Origin of the sequence: Micromonospora sp. NPDC049175, assembly GCF_043197345.1 — a bacterium.
Taxonomy (GTDB): Bacteria; Actinomycetota; Actinomycetes; order Mycobacteriales; family Micromonosporaceae; genus Micromonospora.
The window spans coordinates 496,688-513,476 of the sequence record NZ_JBICSY010000001.1 but is presented as its reverse complement, the minus strand read 5'-3'; the positions used below and the strand labels follow the sequence as shown (position 1 = coordinate 513,476).

The 16,789-nt window shown below is 71.4% G+C and carries 12 protein-coding genes; 7 read left to right on the top strand and 5 right to left on the bottom strand.

The genetic code is table 11. The features are described from left to right. Positions 1-235 precede the first annotated feature (235 nt). The 4 genes from ACGFH8_RS02055 (at position 236) to ACGFH8_RS02040 (ending at position 9,677) form a co-directional block, all read left to right on the top strand. Positions 236-7,171, top strand: a complete 6,936-nt coding sequence (locus ACGFH8_RS02055; protein ID WP_393362033.1) for an amino acid adenylation domain-containing protein — start codon at positions 236-238, stop codon at positions 7,169-7,171. A 26-nt stretch (positions 7,172-7,197) separates the two neighbouring features. Continuing rightward, on the top strand, positions 7,198-8,109 hold the full coding sequence (locus tag ACGFH8_RS02050) for a pyridoxal-phosphate dependent enzyme (RefSeq protein ID WP_393362030.1): 912 nt from the start codon (positions 7,198-7,200) through the stop codon (positions 8,107-8,109). Between the two features lie 31 nt (positions 8,110-8,140). Then, a complete protein-coding gene (locus ACGFH8_RS02045) occupies positions 8,141-9,076 on the top strand; it encodes a fatty acid desaturase family protein (RefSeq protein WP_393362027.1) in 936 nt (311 codons plus the stop codon). A gap of 97 nt (positions 9,077-9,173) precedes the next feature. Further along, a complete protein-coding gene (locus ACGFH8_RS02040; protein WP_393362024.1) occupies positions 9,174-9,677 on the top strand; it encodes an LURP-one-related/scramblase family protein in 504 nt (167 codons plus the stop codon). Positions 9,678-9,796: 119 nt separating this feature from the next. On the opposite strand, the gene ACGFH8_RS02035 is transcribed toward ACGFH8_RS02040, so the two are convergent. Beyond that, positions 9,797-10,777, bottom strand: a complete 981-nt coding sequence (locus tag ACGFH8_RS02035; RefSeq protein ID WP_393362021.1) for an AraC family transcriptional regulator — start codon at positions 10,775-10,777, stop codon at positions 9,797-9,799. Between the two features lie 475 nt (positions 10,778-11,252). Here ACGFH8_RS02035 and ACGFH8_RS02030 point away from each other — a divergent pair, with 475 nt between their 5' ends. Together ACGFH8_RS02030 and ACGFH8_RS02025 are read left to right on the top strand one after the other, a co-directional pair. Then, positions 11,253-12,119: an alpha/beta fold hydrolase gene (locus ACGFH8_RS02030; protein WP_393362018.1), complete on the top strand. Its 867-nt coding sequence runs from the start codon at positions 11,253-11,255 to the stop codon at positions 12,117-12,119. Between the two features lie 191 nt (positions 12,120-12,310). Then, the gene (locus ACGFH8_RS02025) at positions 12,311-13,090 is read left to right on the top strand and encodes an SDR family oxidoreductase (protein ID WP_393364426.1); all 780 of its coding nucleotides are present in this window, start codon (positions 12,311-12,313) and stop codon (positions 13,088-13,090) included. Positions 13,091-13,593: 503 nt separating this feature from the next. On the opposite strand, the gene ACGFH8_RS02020 is transcribed toward ACGFH8_RS02025, so the two are convergent. Next, positions 13,594-14,409: an alpha/beta fold hydrolase gene (locus ACGFH8_RS02020; protein WP_393362015.1), complete on the bottom strand. Its 816-nt coding sequence runs from the start codon at positions 14,407-14,409 to the stop codon at positions 13,594-13,596. Between the two features lie 54 nt (positions 14,410-14,463). Here ACGFH8_RS02020 and ACGFH8_RS02015 point away from each other — a divergent pair, with 54 nt between their 5' ends. After that, positions 14,464-14,868: a winged helix-turn-helix transcriptional regulator gene (locus ACGFH8_RS02015; RefSeq protein WP_393362012.1), complete on the top strand. Its 405-nt coding sequence runs from the start codon at positions 14,464-14,466 to the stop codon at positions 14,866-14,868. A 135-nt stretch (positions 14,869-15,003) separates the two neighbouring features. Here the strand turns inward: ACGFH8_RS02015 and ACGFH8_RS02010 are convergent, their stop codons facing one another. From ACGFH8_RS02010 to ACGFH8_RS02000, 3 genes are all read right to left on the bottom strand, one after another. Next, positions 15,004-15,138, bottom strand: a complete 135-nt coding sequence (locus ACGFH8_RS02010) for a hypothetical protein (protein WP_269215350.1) — start codon at positions 15,136-15,138, stop codon at positions 15,004-15,006. 155 nt (positions 15,139-15,293) lie between these two features. Then, positions 15,294-15,875: a dihydrofolate reductase family protein gene (locus ACGFH8_RS02005; RefSeq protein ID WP_393362008.1), complete on the bottom strand. Its 582-nt coding sequence runs from the start codon at positions 15,873-15,875 to the stop codon at positions 15,294-15,296. 64 nt (positions 15,876-15,939) lie between these two features. After that, complete coding sequence (locus ACGFH8_RS02000; RefSeq protein ID WP_393362005.1) at positions 15,940-16,776, bottom strand: helix-turn-helix domain-containing protein; 837 nt, start codon at positions 16,774-16,776, stop codon at positions 15,940-15,942. Positions 16,777-16,789: the final 13 nt, after the last annotated feature.

Below are 16,789 nucleotides of genomic sequence, written 5' to 3'. Positions count from 1 at the left end.
GACCCCACTTCTGCGTCGTCGATTTCACTCGTAGTTCACCGCAACCGGTGTGCGTCAACGGTGTTCCCGCAGGCAGCGGCGGCGTTGGCCGGTGGGCCGTCGTGTTCACCAGGTGAACGCGCCCGTTACCAAGATCCTTCCGAGCGTCGGCCGGAGTTCATCCGCGGCCCTCAGTTGGTCCCTAGGGTCTTGCGCCGGCACGCCTTTCGCTGTCCGCGACGCCCGGGAGCCCTTCATGAGTCAGGCCATCGACATCCGCACCCCGCCGGTGGGGGAGGGTCCACTGTGGCAGGCGATCGTCGCGCAGGCCCGGCGCCGGCCCGCGGCTGCGGCCGTGGTCGACGGCGCGGGTGCCCTGACCTACGCGGAGCTCGTCGCCCGCGTCGAGGAGCGGGCGGCGGAGTTGACGGTGGCCGGGGTGTCGGGCGGCGACCTGGTGGTTTTGCGCATGCCGCGCGGCCGGGATGCGATCGTGGCGATGCTTGCGGTCCTGCGGGTGGGCGCGGGCTACGTGCCCATCGACCCGGCCTATCCGGCGGCCCGTCAGGAGCTCATCCTCGCTGACGCGAGGCCCCGCGCGGTCATCACCCCGGATGGCGTCGCCGCGACGGACACCCCGGTCGGCACGGAAGCGCACGGAGTGGCCGGCGCGGCGTACGTCGTGTACACGTCCGGGTCGACGGGGCGGCCCAAGGGCGTGGTCGTGCCGATGTCCGCGCTCGCCGCGTTCTGCGCCGCCGCCCGGGAGCGCTACGCGCTGTCCGCCGCCGACCGCGTCCTGCAGTTCGCGTCGTTGAGCTTCGACGCCAGCGTCGAGGAGATCTTCCCGGCGTTGACCTGTGGGGCAGCCGTCGTGCTGCGCGACGATGACATGATCAGTCGCCCCGACCTGTTCCTGGACGGCTGCGCGGGACTCGGCATCACCGTGCTGGACCTGCCGACCGCGTACTGGCACGACCTGGTCGCCGCCCTGGACCGCGGCGAGGCGACCCTGCCCGCCACGATCCGGTTGACGATCATCGGGGGCGAGGCCGCGCGGCCCGACGCGGTGCGCCGGTGGCAGCGTGCCGCCGGCCCCCGGGTACGGCTGCTCAACACCTACGGGCCGACCGAGACCACAGTCGTCGCCACCGCCGCCGACCTGACCGGCTGGGCCGGCGACGTCGTGCCGATCGGGCACCCACTGCCCGGCGTCACCTGTCGCGTACTGGCCCCGGACGGCGCGGAGACCCCAGACGGTGAACCCGGGGAGCTGGCGATCGGCGGAGCCCAGGTCGCGGCTGGGTACCTGCGCCGGCCGGACCTGACCGCCGAGCGGTTCCGGCCCGAGCCCACCGGTCGCGAGTACCGCACCGGCGACCGGGTACGCCGTGCCGCGGACGGGTCGCTGGAGTTCCTGGGACGCCTCGACGAGCAGATGAAGATCCGTGGTTTCCGGGTGGAGCCGGGGGAGATCGAGGCGGCGCTGCGGACCGTGACGGGCATCGAGGACGCGGTTGTGGTGCTCGGTGAGCGGGGCGGCCAGGCGCGGCTGACCGGACACGTGGTGGGCGCGCGCGGGATCGACCTGACCGCCGTTCGCGCCGCCCTGGCCGAGGTGCTTCCCGCGTACCTGGTCCCGGCAGCTCTGGTGCGCCACGACCGCCTGCCGCTCACCGTGCAGGGCAAGGTCGATCGGCGGTCCCTGGCCGCGGTCGTCCCGGACGGCCCGGTCGTGGACGCCGGCCTCACCCCCGCGCAGCGCGCGGTCGCCCGGATCTGGACGGCGGTGCTCGGCATCCCGCAGGTACGCCAGGACGACGACTTTCTCGCGCTCGGCGGCGACTCACTCGACGCCGTACGGATGATCAGCGCCCTGCGGCACGAGCACGGCGTGGAGCTGACGCTGAGCCGGCTCTACGCGGCGCCCACCCTGGCGGAGGTGGCCACCCTCGTCCGGAGCGCCGACACCGGCGGGGTAGCCGAGACGGTCGCCGTGGCCGAGGGCGTCCCGGTGGCGCTGAGCGCCCTGCAGCGGGACTTCTGGATCGCCGAGCAGGTCTGCGCCGACCTGCCCGCGCACACCCTGGGCATCCGCTACCGCTTCGCCGAGCCGGTCGACCCCGCCGCGTTGGCCCGAGCCCTGACCGCGCTGGCTCGTCGACACCCACTGCTGCGCGCCCGGTTTCCCGACGACGGCGCCGAGCCGCGGATGGTGATCGGTTCCGACGCCCTGCTCGAGCTGGTGCAGGGGGAGCCGGTCACGGCGACGTTCGACCTCGCCGCCGGCCCGCTCGCGCGGGCGTACCTGGGCGCCGACGGTAGGCACCTGGTTCTGGCCGTCCACCATCTGGTGTTCGACGGCTGGTCCGCCACGGTCGTCGGGGAGGAGTTGGCCGCGCTGTACCGCGCTGCCCACACCGGTGCGGAGCCCGACCTGGCCCCTGCCGTCGCGCTGCCCGATCTGGCGGCGCGGAACACGGCCGCCCGCTCCGACGCCGCCCTGCGGGAGTACTGGCGGCAGCGGTTCGTCGACGCGGACCTCGACCTGGAACTGCCCGTCGACCGGCCGCGCCCGGTGGCCCGGTCCTTCGCCGCCGCGCGGCTCACCCGTTGCGTCGACCCGGCGCTGCTGGAGCGGCTGCGCGCCTACGGGCGAGGCGAGCGCGCGAGCCTGTTCATGGTGGTGCTGGCCGGGCTGCAGACGGTCCTCGCCCGCTACACCGGCCGCACCGACGTGACCGTGCTGACTCCGGTCGCCGGGCGCACCGGACCGGGCGAGGCCGCCCTGGTCGGGCCGCTGCTCAACATCCTGCCGATGCGCGGTGACGTGGCCGGCGCGCCGACGTTCGCCGAGTTGGTTGCGCGGGTCCGCGACGCCGTCCTGGCCGACCTCGACCACCAGACGCTCGCCCTGCCCGACCTTGTCGACGCGTTGGCGCGGCCCGGCAGCGGCAACCGGAACCGGGTCAGCCCGGTGATGCTCACCGTGCACAACACGCCGACGCCGCGCGACACGACCGTCCGGTACGCCGGGGAACTCGCGCCCGCCGCCACCATGGTGGACCTCGCCGTCGGCCTGGACTTCCCGGCCGACGGACCGCTGCTGACCATCGACTACGCCACCGAAATGTTCGACGAGCCACGGGTGGCGGCGCTGGCCGACCATCTGCTCACCCTGCTGGCCGCCGCCGCGAGCGACCCGTGCACCGAGGTGCTACGCCTGCCGCTGCTGACCGCCGAGGAGCGGCACCGGATCCTGCACGACTGGAACGACGTCGCGGCGCCCGTTCCGGATGCGAGGACGGTCCACGAGCTGTTCGAGCGGCACGCCGCGGCCACACCCGACGCGCCGGCGCTGACGTTCCGCGGCGTCACGATGAGCTACGGCGACGTGAACACGAGGGCCAACCGCATCGCCCGGCGGCTGCGGGCCGCGGATGTCCAACCCGGCGACCGCGTGGCGATCTGCCTGGATCGGGGCCTCGACCTGTTCGTCGCGATGTGGGGCGTGCTCAAGGCGGGCGCGGCCTACGTGCCACTCGACCCCGCCTACCCGCGCGAACGGCTCGACTACATGCTCGCCGACAGCGGCGCCGCCGTGCTGATCGACGCCGCGTACCTGCGGGACCCGCTGCCGGAGGACGGCAGCGACCTGCCGCCGGCCGCCGCGGCGGACGACCCGGCGTACGTCATCTACACCTCCGGCTCCACCGGCAAGGCCAAGGGCGTCGTCGTGACACACCGCAACCTGGTGCACGCCGCCGACATGTGGCAGCGCGCCTACGGCCTTCGCCCGGAATGGACGTACCAGCAGGCGGCCAGCTTCTCCTTCGACATGTTCGTCGGGGAGACGCTGCGGGCCCACACCACCGGCGGGCGGCTGGTCGTCGTGCCCCGGGAGACGCTGCTCGACCCGGCCGACCTGTACGAGCTGATGCGCGCCGAACGGGTCGAGTGCACCGAACTGGTCCCTGCCGTGCTGCGTGGGCTGCTCGCACACGCCGACCGCACCGGCGCGGGCCTCACCTGGCTGCGGATGCTCATCGGCGGCGGCGAGAAGTGGCACGTGCACGAGTACGAGCTGGCCCGCCGACTGGTCGGGCCGCACGGCCGGGTGGTGAACGCGTACGGCGTGACCGAGGTGACAGTCGACAACGTGTGGTTCGACGGCTCCGCGGCGCACCTGCCCGCCGAGGCGCCGCTGCCGATCGGGCGCCCGTTTCCCCGCAACCGCGTGTACGTGCTGGACGCCCACGGCGAGCCCGTACCCGCAGGTGTCGTCGGGGAGCTGTACCTGGGCGGCGCCGGTGTCGCCCCCGGATACCACGGGCGGCCCGAGCTGACCGCTCAACGTTTCGTCGACGACCCGTACGCCCCCGCACCCGGGGCCTGCATGTACCGCACCGGCGACGCCGCCCGCTTCCACGCCGACGGCACAGTCGACTTCCTCGGCCGCCTCGACGACCAGGTCAAGGTCAACGGTTACCGGATCGAACTGGGTGAGGTGGAGGCCGCGCTGGGCGCCCTGCCGGGCGTCGCGTCGTGCGCGGTCGCCGTGCACACCCCGACCTCGGGCATCGCCCGGCTGATCGGATACGTGGTCACGGCGACCGGCGAGGAGGCCGACGAGGCCGCGCTCCGTGACTCGCTGGGTCGTACCCTGCCCGTGCACATGGTCCCCGCCCGCGTGCTGACCCTGAGCGCGTTGCCGTTGACACCCAACGGCAAACTCGACAGGCGCCGCCTGCCCGCGCCGCCGTTGACCGGCGCCACCGTGACCGGCCCCACGCCGGGGACACCACGGGAGAAGGCGATCGCCGAGGCGTGGTCCGCCGTGCTCGGTGTCGCCGACATCGGTCTTGACGACAGCTTCTTCGCCCTCGGCGGGGACTCGTTCGCGGCGTTGAAGGTGGTCCGGCAGATCACGCCCGCGCCCACGCTGCTCGACCTCTACCAGCAGCCGACCGTACGCCGACTCGCGGCACTGCTGGACAGCCGCGTGGAGAGCCCTCCCGCCGAGCGGCGGATGCTGCACCGGCTCAGCCCGCGCGACGCGGACGTCGCCGCGGGTGGCGTGACAGTCGTCGGCGTCCCGTACTCGGGCGGCAGCGCGGTCGCCTACCAGCCGCTGGCCGACGCGCTGCCCTCCACCTGGGCACTGCTTGCCGTCGAGCTGCCCGGGCACGACTACGCGCGCCCCGACGAGCCGCTGCTGCCCTCGGCCGAGGTGGCCGAGCGGGTGCTCGTCGAGCTGCGGGAGGTCAGCGGACCGGTGCTGCTGTACGGCCACTGCCTCGGCGTCGCCGTCACCATGCAGATCGCGCGGCGCGCGGAGGAGGCGGGCGTCGAGCTCGCGGGTGTGGCGCTCGGCGCGGGCTTCCCGACGGCCCGACTGCCGGGACGGATCTTCGACTGGTTCTACCGGTTCGTGCCGACCGACGCGTTCACCTCCGACCGCGAGTACCTGGCCTACCTGCGGGGCCGTGGCGGCTTCACCGATGTGGACGACCCGCAGCAGCAGGCGTTCGTGCTGCGCAACGTCCGGCACGACGCCCGCGACGCCGAGGAGTTCTTCACCGCCGCCTACGGGGGACAGACCGCAAGACTGAAGGCTCCCGTGCTGGCCGTCGTGGGCTCGCGCGACCGGGTGACCGAGCACTACGAGGAGCGCTTCCACGAGTGGGAGCACTTCGGCGAGGGCGGCGTGCGCCTCGCGGTCCTGCCCAAGGCCGGGCACTTCTTCGTCAGGTCGCACGCGCAGCCGCTGGCCGCCGAGCTCGTGGCGTTCGCGGGCGGCGCGACGACCGAACCCGTTCGTCAGAACCACCAGGCGGGGCCGGCGCCAAGTCTCGCGCGCTTCGCGACGGTCGCCGCCGGTCAGTTCCTGTCGATGATCGGCAGTGGGCTCAGCGCTCTCGTGCTCAGTATCTGGGTCTTCCAACGCACCGGATCCCTCACCGACTTCGCCGTCGTCAACGCGATCGGCCTGCTGCCCGGCATTCTCGTCGGGCCGGTCGCCGGCGCGGTCGCCGACCGCTGGGACCGGCGACGGGTGATGCTCGCCAGCGACACCGTCGCGGGCCTGTCCATGGTGGCGCTGGCCCTGGTGGTGTTCGTCGGTGGTGGCCTGCAGCTCTGGCAGATCTACCTGGCGGTGTCGGTCACCTCGATGGCCGGCGCGTTCCAACGGCCCGCCTACCTCGCGGCCGTCACGCAACTGGTGCCCAAGCGGTTCCTCGGGCACGCCACCGGGATCAACCAGCTCGGTGTCTCGGTCGGCACCGTGTTCGCCCCGCTGCTCGGCGCCGGCCTGATCGCCACCGTCGGTGTCTCCGGCGTGCTCCTCATCGACACCGCCACCTTCGCGGCCGGGGTGCTGTCCCTGCTGCTCGTGCGGATCCCGAACCTGATGTTCCGTCGGCGGGAGGAGACGTTCCGCACCGAGATCGCCAACGGCTGGCGTTACATCCTCCGCCGCCCCGGCCTGCGGGCCGCGTTGCGGTTCTTCGTCGTCGACCATGCCTTCTACACGCTCGGCTTCGCCGTCATCACCCCGATGCTGCTCATCGAGCAGAGCCCCGCGGTGCTCGGTCTGGCCCTGGGTGCCGGGGGCATCGGAGGACTCGCCGGGAGTGTCGTCATGGGCGTCTGGGGCGGAACCGTCCGCCGCGCCCACGGTCTCATCCTCTTCATGGGCCTGGCGAGCATCGCGATGACAGTCGTCGGGCTCGGCGCCGGCCCGGTCTGGGTGATCGTGGGCATGTTCCTGCTGACCTTCGGTGAGTCGCTCGCCGAGGGGCACTGGATCGCCGTCGTGCAGACGAAGGTCGGCTTCGAGTTGCAGGGCCGCATCCTGTCGATCTTCATCTCGCTGATGATGCTCACGATGCCGATCGGCTACCTGGTGGTCGGCCCTCTCGCCGAACGCTACGTCCAGCCGCTGCTCGAACCCGGCGGCGCCCTCGCCGGCAGCGTCGGTGAGGTGCTCGGCACCGGCCCCGGCCGCGGACTCGCGTTGCTGGTGACAGTCAGTGGCCTGCTGCAACTCGCGTGGGCCGTGCGGGGCTGGCTCGACCGCCGGCTGCGCCTGCTCGAGGACGACCTGCCCGACGCCCTCCCACCCGCCGAGATCGGCTCCCGCGACGACCTGCAGCGCGTGGCCGACGCCGCCCTGCCCGCCACCCGCTGACATCCTCCCTCGCGAAAGGCCGCCACGTGTCTGTCGACACCCACATCGAGCACCCCATCGACGCGTACGGGACGCCCCTGATCGACGCGCGGGACCTCGTACCCGGCGTCCGGATCCTCGTCAAGGACGAGACCCGGTACGCGTCCGGAAGCCACAAGGAACCGGCCGCACGCCAGGTCGTCGCCCGGGCGATCGCCGAAGGTCGACGGCGCATCGTCATCGCCACCTGCGGTAACTACGGACGCGCGATGGCCATGGCCTGCGGCGCCATCGGCATGCCCTGCACCGTCGTGCTGCCCACCGGCTGGAGCGACGGCGGCGCCTTCATGCGCTCGGCCGGCGCGGACGTGCACCTGATCGACGGCAGCTACGAGGACGCGGTCGACGAGTCCCGGCGACTGGCCACCCTCGACGGCGCGATCGACGGCAACGTCGACGGACCCTACGTCGAGGCGGTGTTCACCGGCCACGGCACCGTCGCGCACGCTCTGCACGCCGAGCTGGACGAACCCCCGGCGGCGCTGTGGATCCCGGTCGGCAACGGCACCACGGTCATCGCCGTACACCGGGCGTTGGGCCAGCTCGGGTGGAACGTGCCGCTGCACGGCGTCGGCTCGGCCGGCAACAACCCGCTTGTGACGAGCTGGCCGGGACCGTACCGGATGCTCGATCCGGACGGCGTCGCCACGACCGACCACAACCAGCCGCTCGTCAACTGGCACGCGCTACAGGGTCCCGAGGCCCTCGACGCGATCAGAGCCAGCGGTGGTGCCGTGCACGCGGCCACCGACGACGAACTGCTCACCGCGCGGCACCTGCTCGCCGAGTACGGCGCCCAGCCCACCGCCGCGGGCTCGGTCGCCCTGGCCGGGCTGCTCGCGCACGCCCGCGGCACCGCGGTGACCGGAACCCACGTCGTCCTGCTCAGCGGCCGCTGATCCCGCCCACACCCGCCTCCGAGGAAGAACCATGACGCTCACCGCCGCGCCCGCGTCCATCCCCACCCCCGCACCGACCCTGTTGTTCGCCCGCGCCCGCACCACAGGCGCCGACGAGCGCGTCTTCCTCGGCAAGCTCGGTGTCCTCGCCCTGCTCACCGCGGCCGGGGCCACCCTCGCTCTGCGTCCGGAGCCGGGTGCGGTCGTCGCGGGCGTCCTGCTGCTGGCCGCCATGTACACCCACGCGGTCGAGCTCCAACACCAGGCGCTGCACCACTCCGCGTTCCGCAGGGCCTGGCCCCACCGCCTGGTGGGGGTGCCACTCGGCCTCCCACTGTTCGTCGTCTACAGCCACTACCGGGTACGGCACCTGCAGCACCACCGCTTTCTGGGCACCCCGCACGACACCGAGTTCTTCGGGTTCGACACGCGCCAATCGTTGACGCTCGCCACGCTGCTGCGCGGTGCGTTCGACTACCACCGCGTCCTGGTCGTGTTGCGGGACGTCGTCCGCAGCGCGGCCGGCCGGTGGACCTACGAGTTCGGTGACATCAGCCCGAAGATGCGGCGGCACGTCGTGCAGGAGCACCTGGTCCAGGGCGCCGCGGTTCTCACCGCCACCGGTCTGGCCCTCGCCGGTCTCGGTGAATATGTGGTGCTGCTCTGGGTTCTGCCGGTCGTCGCCGCCGTGCCGATGCACTTTCTCGTCGAGCTGCCCGAGCACATCCTCTGCGACACCGAGACCCCCGACGTGCTCCACAACACCCGTTCGATCCGGGGTAGCTGGTTGAGTACCTGGTACACAAACGGCAACAACCTGCACATCGAGCACCATGCCGCGATGAGCGTACCCATCAACCAGCTCCCCGCCCGGCACGACGAGACGAGGCGGTTCGCCAGGCACGTCGAGCGGACGTACGCCGACTTCTACCGCAAGCTGTGGCAGGCGCTGCGCCCTCCGAGGTAGCACCCGGCTCGCACCGCTGAGAGCGCACTCGACAGGTCCGGGATCCGCAGCCCCTGCGCCCCCGGCGATCCGGCCGCTGGTGGGGGAGAATCGAGTCATGTTTGTCATCAGGGAGCGGTTCTTCTCGATCGGCGACGACTTCGACGTGCTCGACGAGCACGGCGCCAAGGTCTTCCACGTCGACGGCAAGGTGTTCAGCGTCCGCAACAAGGTCGTCATCGAGGACGCGTCCGGCCAGGAGGTCGCCACGCTGCACCGGCACCTGGTGGCGCTGCGTCCGACGTACGAGATCCGCATCGGCGGCGAGAAGGCAGCAGAGGTCCGCAAGAAGCTGCTCACGCCGTTCCGCGACAAGTTCACCATCGACGTGCCGGGGCCCAACGACCTGGAGATGAAGGGTGACCTGCTCGACCACGAGTACGTCATCGAACGCGACGGCACCGAGGTGGCCGCGGTCTCCAAGCGGTGGCTGACGATCCGGGACACCTACGCCGTGCGGGTCACGGCCGGCATCGACCCGCTGCTCATCATCGGCAGCGTCCTCGCGCTCGACCTGGCCCTGGACCGCGACGAGAAGAAGAAAAAGGAGGACGAGGACTGACCGTCACCTCGCGGTGTGCCGCAGTACGCGCATGATCAGCAGTCCCGTCCTGCGCTGGGGCGGTCCCGGTTCGGGGCCACGCGCTCGTGGATACGCACTCCCTCGGGACGAGGTGGGCGTCAGGTGCGCAGGGTGTGGCTGGGGCTGGATGCGTAGGCGGCGCGGTAGTCGGTGCTGAAGCGTCCGAGGTTGGTGAAGCCCCAACGCTTGGCGATCACGGTGACGGTGGCACCGGTGGTCGGGTCGGCGGCCTGCAGGTCGCGGTGGGCGCGTTGGAGGCGGACCTGGCGGACGTACCGCATCGGCGTCGTGTCGTGGTGGCGGCGGAGCGCGAGTTGCAGAGCCCGAGGACCCACACCGGCCGCGGCGGCGACCTGGTCGACGGTGACCGGCTGGTCCGCGTGCTGGTCGATGTAGGTCACGGCTCGGCGTAACGCCTGCGGAGTGACCTCGCCGACGGCCCGTGGGGTCGCGGCGTGGGCGGTGTTGGGAAACACGGCAAGCGCCGTCGCCGCGAGCAGGTGGCGGGTGTTCCCGGCGACCAGAGGGTTGGTTAGCAGAGCGGGGTCGGACAGCACGCCGCGGGTGAGGTGGGAGAGCGTCTGGGTCCAGTGTCGGCCGAGTGTCGGCGAGATCGGCCGGGGGCCGTCGAAGCGCAGGTCCGCGCCGCTGATGCCGGTTTGGGTGTGGGCGACCTCTTCGAGCAGGGCACGGGGGAGGCGGGCGACGAACGTGTCGACGTTGTCGTAGGCGAGGTCGGCGGACTGGTCCGGCAGGATCAGCATCACGTCGCCGGGCCGTAATCGGTATTCGTCCTTGTTCTTGGCGATGGTGAAGCGGCCGCCCATCAGGTGGGTGATGTTCAGGTCGCCGTCGGGCGCGGTCTGGGCCTGGGTGCGGGCCGAATAGTGCAGGCGGGTCACGCCGACGTCGGCGAGGGCGGTGGTGGCGGTGCGCAGGCCGGCTCCGTCGCGGCCCTTGGCGTAGGAGCGGACCTTGATGTCGAGGAATGCCTGCCGAACGAAGTTGTGGGCCTGGTCGGTGTCGTTGGTGGCGTAGCGCTGCCAGTGTGAGCCGGAGTAGACCGTGCCGTCTGTCATGTCCACGCCTCTCCCGCTCGTGCTCTGGGCGAGCGTTCCCAGCCACGATACGCATCACCTTCGCGGCAGGCGTAGGTCGCCGCGCGATGTCTGGCGGTACCGCTCCTGTGCGGATATGCAGCAGGTGGATCGTCTCTCCGGCTCTTGCCGAGGCGATTCCGCGGGTGCCCTTGGTCAAGCAGTCGGGCGGGGGCACCCGTGTCCTACCGATCGGGTGACGCTGGCCCGTTTGGTGGTGTGTCCTCCAACAAGGTGAAACCTGAGCCATTTTCCCCTTCTGCGCGGGATTTCCGCTGACCGTCAGTACGGTGAGTGTCGGGCGATCGAGCAGGTCATCGCGGCACCGGCGCCCAGCCGCCAACGCTGCGCGCCGCTCGGCTGCGCTCGCGACCGCCTGCGGCTTCGGCGGGGTCGCGTTGGTGCCACGCACCTCTGCCCGCGTTCGGAAACCACTTACCAACGAGGGGGAAGAGACATGCTCGGTATCTCGCTACGTCGGCCGAAGACCATCGCCGCGACGCTCGCCGCCGCGACGCTTGTGACGGTGCTCGGCTCAGCCGCCCCACACGTGTACGCGGACGGCGGTGTGCATCCCACCCCGGACCAGGGGCACGGCGACAGACCGACAGTCGTCCTGGTGCACGGCGCCTGGGCCGACGGATCGAGCTGGAGTGGGGAGGTCCGCAGACTCCAGGCCCGCGGTTTCGAGGTCCAGGTCGCGCCGCAACCCAGCCGGGGGCCGTCGATCGACAGCGGCTACCTGAAGGACTTCCTGTCCACCATCGAGGGTCCCATCGTGCTCGCGGCCCACTCGTACGGCGGTTTCGTGGCGAGCGACGCCGCGACCGGCAACAACAACGTCAAGGCCCTCGTGTTCGTCGACGCGTTCGCCCCGGACAAGGGGGAGACCGTGGAGGAACTCACCGCCGGCTCCGGCTCGGTGCTGGAGCCGGCCCTGACCGACCCCACGAGCGTGTTCAAGCTCGTGCCGTTCCCCGGTGCCCCGGAAGGGGCCGTCGACGCGTACGTCCTGCCGAAGGTGTTCGTTCCCGGCTTCGCCAACGGTCTGCCTCGGCGGCAGGCGGAGGTGCTCGCCGTGAGCCAGACAGCCCTGGCCACGAACGCCCTGGCGGAGCCGGCCACCGAGCCGGCGTGGAAGACGATCCCGGTGTGGGCGGTTGTCGGGACCGAGGACCGGGTCATCCCGCCGGCCCGCCAGGAGGAGATGATGAAGCGCGCGGGGGCCGACATCACTCGGATCGACGCCGGCCACCTGGGCCTGATCTCGCATCCCGGTGAGGTTACCGAGGTCATCCTGGAGGCGGCCCGGACGACCGCCTGACGGGACCTGAGGACATCGGCGGCACATTGCCGGAAAGACAGAGACGTGCCTACGAAAAGGCCGGCCGTGGCATCGCGGTGAGCGATGCCACGGCCGGTCGCGGTGGGCGTTGAGGACCAGCGGGCGAGCTGCCGTGGTGCCCGGTTTCGTTGAGCACTCGGTGCACGACGGAAGTCGCTATATTGGACCTTGTGTACAAAAGCCTAAATTCACCAGATGCCACCGAATTCGTCGATAAGCGGGCCGTCGTCACGGGAGGTTCGCGCGGCATCGGCGCGGCCATCGTGCAGCGGCTGCTCGACGGCGGCGCGACAGTCGTCACCACGGCGCGTAACGCCTCCGACGAGACGCCGAAGGCCGCCACCTTCATCCAGGGTGACATCGGCACACTCGCCGGCGTGCAGGCATTCGCCGCGGCAGCGCTCGACCAACTCGGCGGCGTCGACATCGTCGTCAACAACGCGGCGGCGGCACGCGCCCACCTCGGGGGCATCTCGTCCATCCCCGACGAGGAATGGCTCGACGCCCTGTACCTCAACTACCTGTCCGCCGTACGGGTCAACAACGCGCTGCTCCCGGCGCTGCGCGAGGCCGGATCGGGCGCCGCGATCGTCAACATCTCCTCCGGAGCGGCGCTCACGCCAGCGCCGCCACTGGCCCACTACGGCGCCGCCAAGGCCGCCCTCAACACCTACGGCAAAGCCCTCGCCACCGAACTCGCGCCCGCCGGGATCCGCGTCAACACGATCATCCCCGGCAACGTGCTCACCCCCGGCGCCGACGCGATCCGCCAGAACTTCGCCGACGCGATGAACGTCGCGCTCGCCGACACCACGGCGGCCATCCCCATGGGTCGTCCCGGAGACCCGCGCGACATCGCCGAGGCCGTCGCCTACCTCGCGTCGGACCGGGCCCAGTGGGTCACCGGAACAAGCCTGACAGTCGACGGCGGCGAACTCCCCGTCGTCTAGGGCGCGTTCGGTCAGCCGTGTCCCCGCAGTTGCCGACGCTGGTCGGCGTGTCGGACCGTATCCACGACGAGACCCAGTGGCTCCGCGTCGCCGGCACGGGCCGCCATGCCCTCGACGCCGAGGGCGGTGAGAACGACGCTGGCGACGATCGGGAGATGCCCGAAGTTGTAGGCCTCCGCAGTCGTGCCGGGTGAGGCCGGTCAGCCACCGGCGGAGCGTCCCTCGACGGCGTGAGGTGGATAGCACAGTGCCTGGTCGTTGTGCCTGTCGAGCTGCCCCACCAGTGGGGCGGGCATGCCCGTGGCCGGTGGTGCGCCCGTGGCCGGGCGCGCGGTGGTGGCGCCGCCGCATGGCAGTCCGCCTGTCGTGCCTGGTTGCCACCCTCGGGGCGCAGACCGAGGTGAGCGCCGCCCGGGCCAGCCCGCCCCACGGATGGGGCAGCTCGACAGGCACTGACCAGCACCCCCTGCCCAGCCGCGGTTCGGGCGTCCGCGCGACACCACCTAGCGGGACGTGGCGGAGTCCGTCCGGAGCAACCGCGCGACGGCGTCCGGGCGGTCCAGTGGCACGATATGGCCGCTGCGCGGAATCAGCTCACCGGTCAGGTCGTCGGCAATGGGGGTGAGCTGCCGATAGAGCAGGTCGCCGACCGTGTTGCCGCCGACGGCCAGGGTGGGCGTGGTCAGCCGGCCCACCGCCGAGATCGCTGCCGCGTTCTGCTCGGCGGCGCGGTAGTAGCCGAAGCCGCAGCGCAGGGCCTCCCGACCGGTGTACGCGCTGACGAACGCGTCTCGGATCTCCGGGGGCACCCCCCGGCGTTCGAACGTGCCGGCCAGGAGAAAGAAGTCGAGGTACGCGGCCTCGTGGCCTTCGAGCACCGTCTCGGCCAGCCCGGGCGCCGAGTGGAAGCCGAACCACCACGGCGGTGCCGGGAAGCCACCGGGCAGGCCGGGCAGCGTCGACTCCATCAGCACCAGGCGACGCACCCGGGCCGGGTGCAGGGCGCCGAGGAGGAAGGCGGCGGGCACGCCCGCGTCCAAGGCCACGACCTCGGCCTGCTCGACCCCCAGTGCGTCGAGCAGGCCGAGCATGTCACCGGCGCCGGTCGCCGCGTCGAACCCGTCCGCCGCGCGAGCGCTGTCGCCGAGCCCTCGCAGGTCCGGTGCGATGACGCGGCGCCGCCCACCCAGCAGCGGCAGCACCTCGCGCCAGACCTGCCAGGTGTGCGGCCAGCCGTGCATCAGGAGCACCGGTGGGCCCGCGCCGTCCAGGGCAACGTTCAGTTCGGTGCCGTTGGTGCGGATCCTGCGCAACTCCATGTTTTACTCCCTGCCGGTTACCATTGGTTACCTGCATACCATGGGAGATCCCTGATGACCTGGCAAGAGGGTACTTTCGCCCCACCTGGTGAGCCCGGAGTAACCGGGGACCTGTTCAGCCCGGACTGCCCGACCCGGCAACTGCTCGACCGGATCGGCGACAAGTGGACCTCGATGCTGATCAAGGTGCTGGCGGAGAACCATCCGGCGGAACTCGGGTTCGCGGAGCTACGCCGCCGCGCCCCTGGGGTGTCGAACAAGATGCTGTCGCAGACGCTGCAGAGCTTGAGCCGCGACGGTCTGGTCACCCGCCGGGTCGAGGCAAGCGTGCCGCCGCGCGTCCATTACGCGCTCACCAGCCTGGGTCTCTCCTTGGACGCCCCGCTGGCAGTGGTCCGAGCGTGGGCCGAGCAGCACATCTCAACAATCGAGGAGCGCCGTCGCAGCTCCGACCAGTAGCACCGCCCGGCACGGGCGATTGAGCGGCGGCTCCGCCCGACGGAAGCACGACCCGCACGGGGCAGGTGGGAAGCCGACGATCGTCAGCCCCCACCTGCATGGCCGCATGAGGTGAATCGAGCGACGCAGCCGGGGTCAGCGCCCGGTGGGCACGATGTTCGAGGATTGCCCGTTCTGCTCGTCGCGCTTCAGGCGCTTCGCGGTCTGCTTCTCCTTGATCGTCTTGCCCTTTTTCTTGACGTTCGCCTTGGTCGTCGAGTCCTTGGACATGATCGAACCTCCTGAAGCAGGTAGGTGAACGTGCAGCGTGGTGCTCGCCTGACAGCGGCGTGCAGGTGACGGATGACCCGCGCGGCGGGCGCGAAGTCCTTCACTGCACGCCGACCCTACGCTGTTCTCGCTCGTGCCGGCGCTGTCAACCGCCGCTACCGGCGCACCCGACAGCGCAGGTGAAGCACCCGGTTGCCCTGAATCACCACGTCCGGATCCTCCAACAGGTGCTGCGCGTCAACCGACCCGAAGAAGCGCTTGCCGGACCCGAACACCACGGGTACGACGTCCATGCGTACCTCGTCGACCAGGCCTGCGGCGAGCGCCTGGCCACCGACGTCGCCGGCGGCGACCTCGACGATGCGGTCACCCGCGAGCGCCTGCGCCTTGGCCACCGCGGCCTCGACGCCGTCGACGAAGTGGAACGGCGCCTCGGGGTCCCAGCCCTCGGGCTGCCGCCGGTGCGTCACGACGACCACGTGGTCGATCCCGCTCGGAGGTTTCCCGTCCCAGCCGTCCGTCAGGTCGAAGACGTGGCGGCCGGCGATCGTGACCCCGATCTGGTCCCAGTACGGCCGGGTGTAGTCGTAGGACGTCTGCGACACCGTCAACGCGCCGCTCTCGTCCAACGCGACGTCACCGCCGGACAACCAGTCGAACAACGGTCCGGGCTGGTCATCGTCGTCCGCGATGAAGCCGTCCACCGACACCGAGCCGTACATGACCACCGTGCCCACGGGGCGCTCCTCTGCTTCGGGGCCCTCAAGTTAGCGCGTCGTGAGCTGTCGCTCTTGTACGAAATCAATCGACCGGCAGCGGCCAGTTGTCCAGCACGTGGCCGGGATGTTCGCGCAGGAAGCGCCGCCGGACTTCGACGTACCGGGTCGGCGTGAGCCCGGTGAACGCCCGGAACTCGTGGCCGAAGTGGGCCTGGTCGAAGTAGCCAGTTCTACCGGCGAGGTCACCCCAGTCGATCGGTCCGGCGGGGTCGATCGAGAACACGGTGGTGGCGAAGCGGTAGGTGCGGGCCAGCCGCTTCGGGGTGACGCCGACGAGTTCCTTGAACCGCCGCGCCAGGTGCGTGCTGCTGACACCTGCCGAAACCCTCAGGTCGTCGATGGCCACCGCCCCGCTGGTCGCCGCGATGACGCTGCTCGCCTGGCGGACCAGCCCCAGGCCGGCGGTCTCGCACAGCCGTCGCATCAGCTCCTCCTCGAGCAGCGTCAGCATCTCGTGTGGTCCCTCGGCCGTAGCCAGCCGGTCTCGCAGCTCAGCGATCGCGGGCCGGCCCCACACCTGCTCCACCGTCACCGGCCGGTCACACAGCTCGACCGCGGGCATCGGCAGGAACGGCGCCAGTCCCCACGGCTTGAAGTGCACCCCGACGGACCGGGTCCGGGGTGGGTAGCCGAACTCCCACGCGCGGGTGGGCATGGTGACCACGCAGCCGTCGGCGTACTCGGCCGTCTCGATGTCGGTGCCGGCGCGGATGCGGAACGGCGCCCCGAGGTTGACGATGAGCAGCGCCGCCGGCGGCGGCAACGTCAGCCGGGCGTACGGCGGCTCACCCGCCAGGTAGTAGAGGTCGTCGATCAGCCCGTCCAGCGGCGGTCGCGGCACTCTGGACACGTACTCCACGCCCACAGTATCG

Excerpts from the sequence above, each read along its gene's own strand:
- ACGFH8_RS02055 (WP_393362033.1), top strand. The coding sequence starts at position 236 with ATGAGTCAGGCCATCGACATCCGCACCCCGCCGGTGGGGGAGGGTCCA.
- ACGFH8_RS02045 (WP_393362027.1), top strand. The coding sequence starts at position 8,141 with ATGACGCTCACCGCCGCGCCCGCGTCCATCCCCACCCCCGCACCGACC.
- ACGFH8_RS02040 (WP_393362024.1), top strand. The coding sequence starts at position 9,174 with ATGTTTGTCATCAGGGAGCGGTTCTTCTCGATCGGCGACGACTTCGAC.
- ACGFH8_RS02035 (WP_393362021.1), bottom strand. The coding sequence starts at position 10,777 with ATGACAGACGGCACGGTCTACTCCGGCTCACACTGGCAGCGCTACGCC.
- ACGFH8_RS02030 (WP_393362018.1), top strand. The coding sequence starts at position 11,253 with ATGCTCGGTATCTCGCTACGTCGGCCGAAGACCATCGCCGCGACGCTC.
- ACGFH8_RS02020 (WP_393362015.1), bottom strand. The coding sequence starts at position 14,409 with ATGGAGTTGCGCAGGATCCGCACCAACGGCACCGAACTGAACGTTGCC.
- ACGFH8_RS02015 (WP_393362012.1), top strand. The coding sequence starts at position 14,464 with ATGACCTGGCAAGAGGGTACTTTCGCCCCACCTGGTGAGCCCGGAGTA.
- ACGFH8_RS02010 (WP_269215350.1), bottom strand. The coding sequence starts at position 15,138 with ATGTCCAAGGACTCGACGACCAAGGCGAACGTCAAGAAAAAGGGCAAG.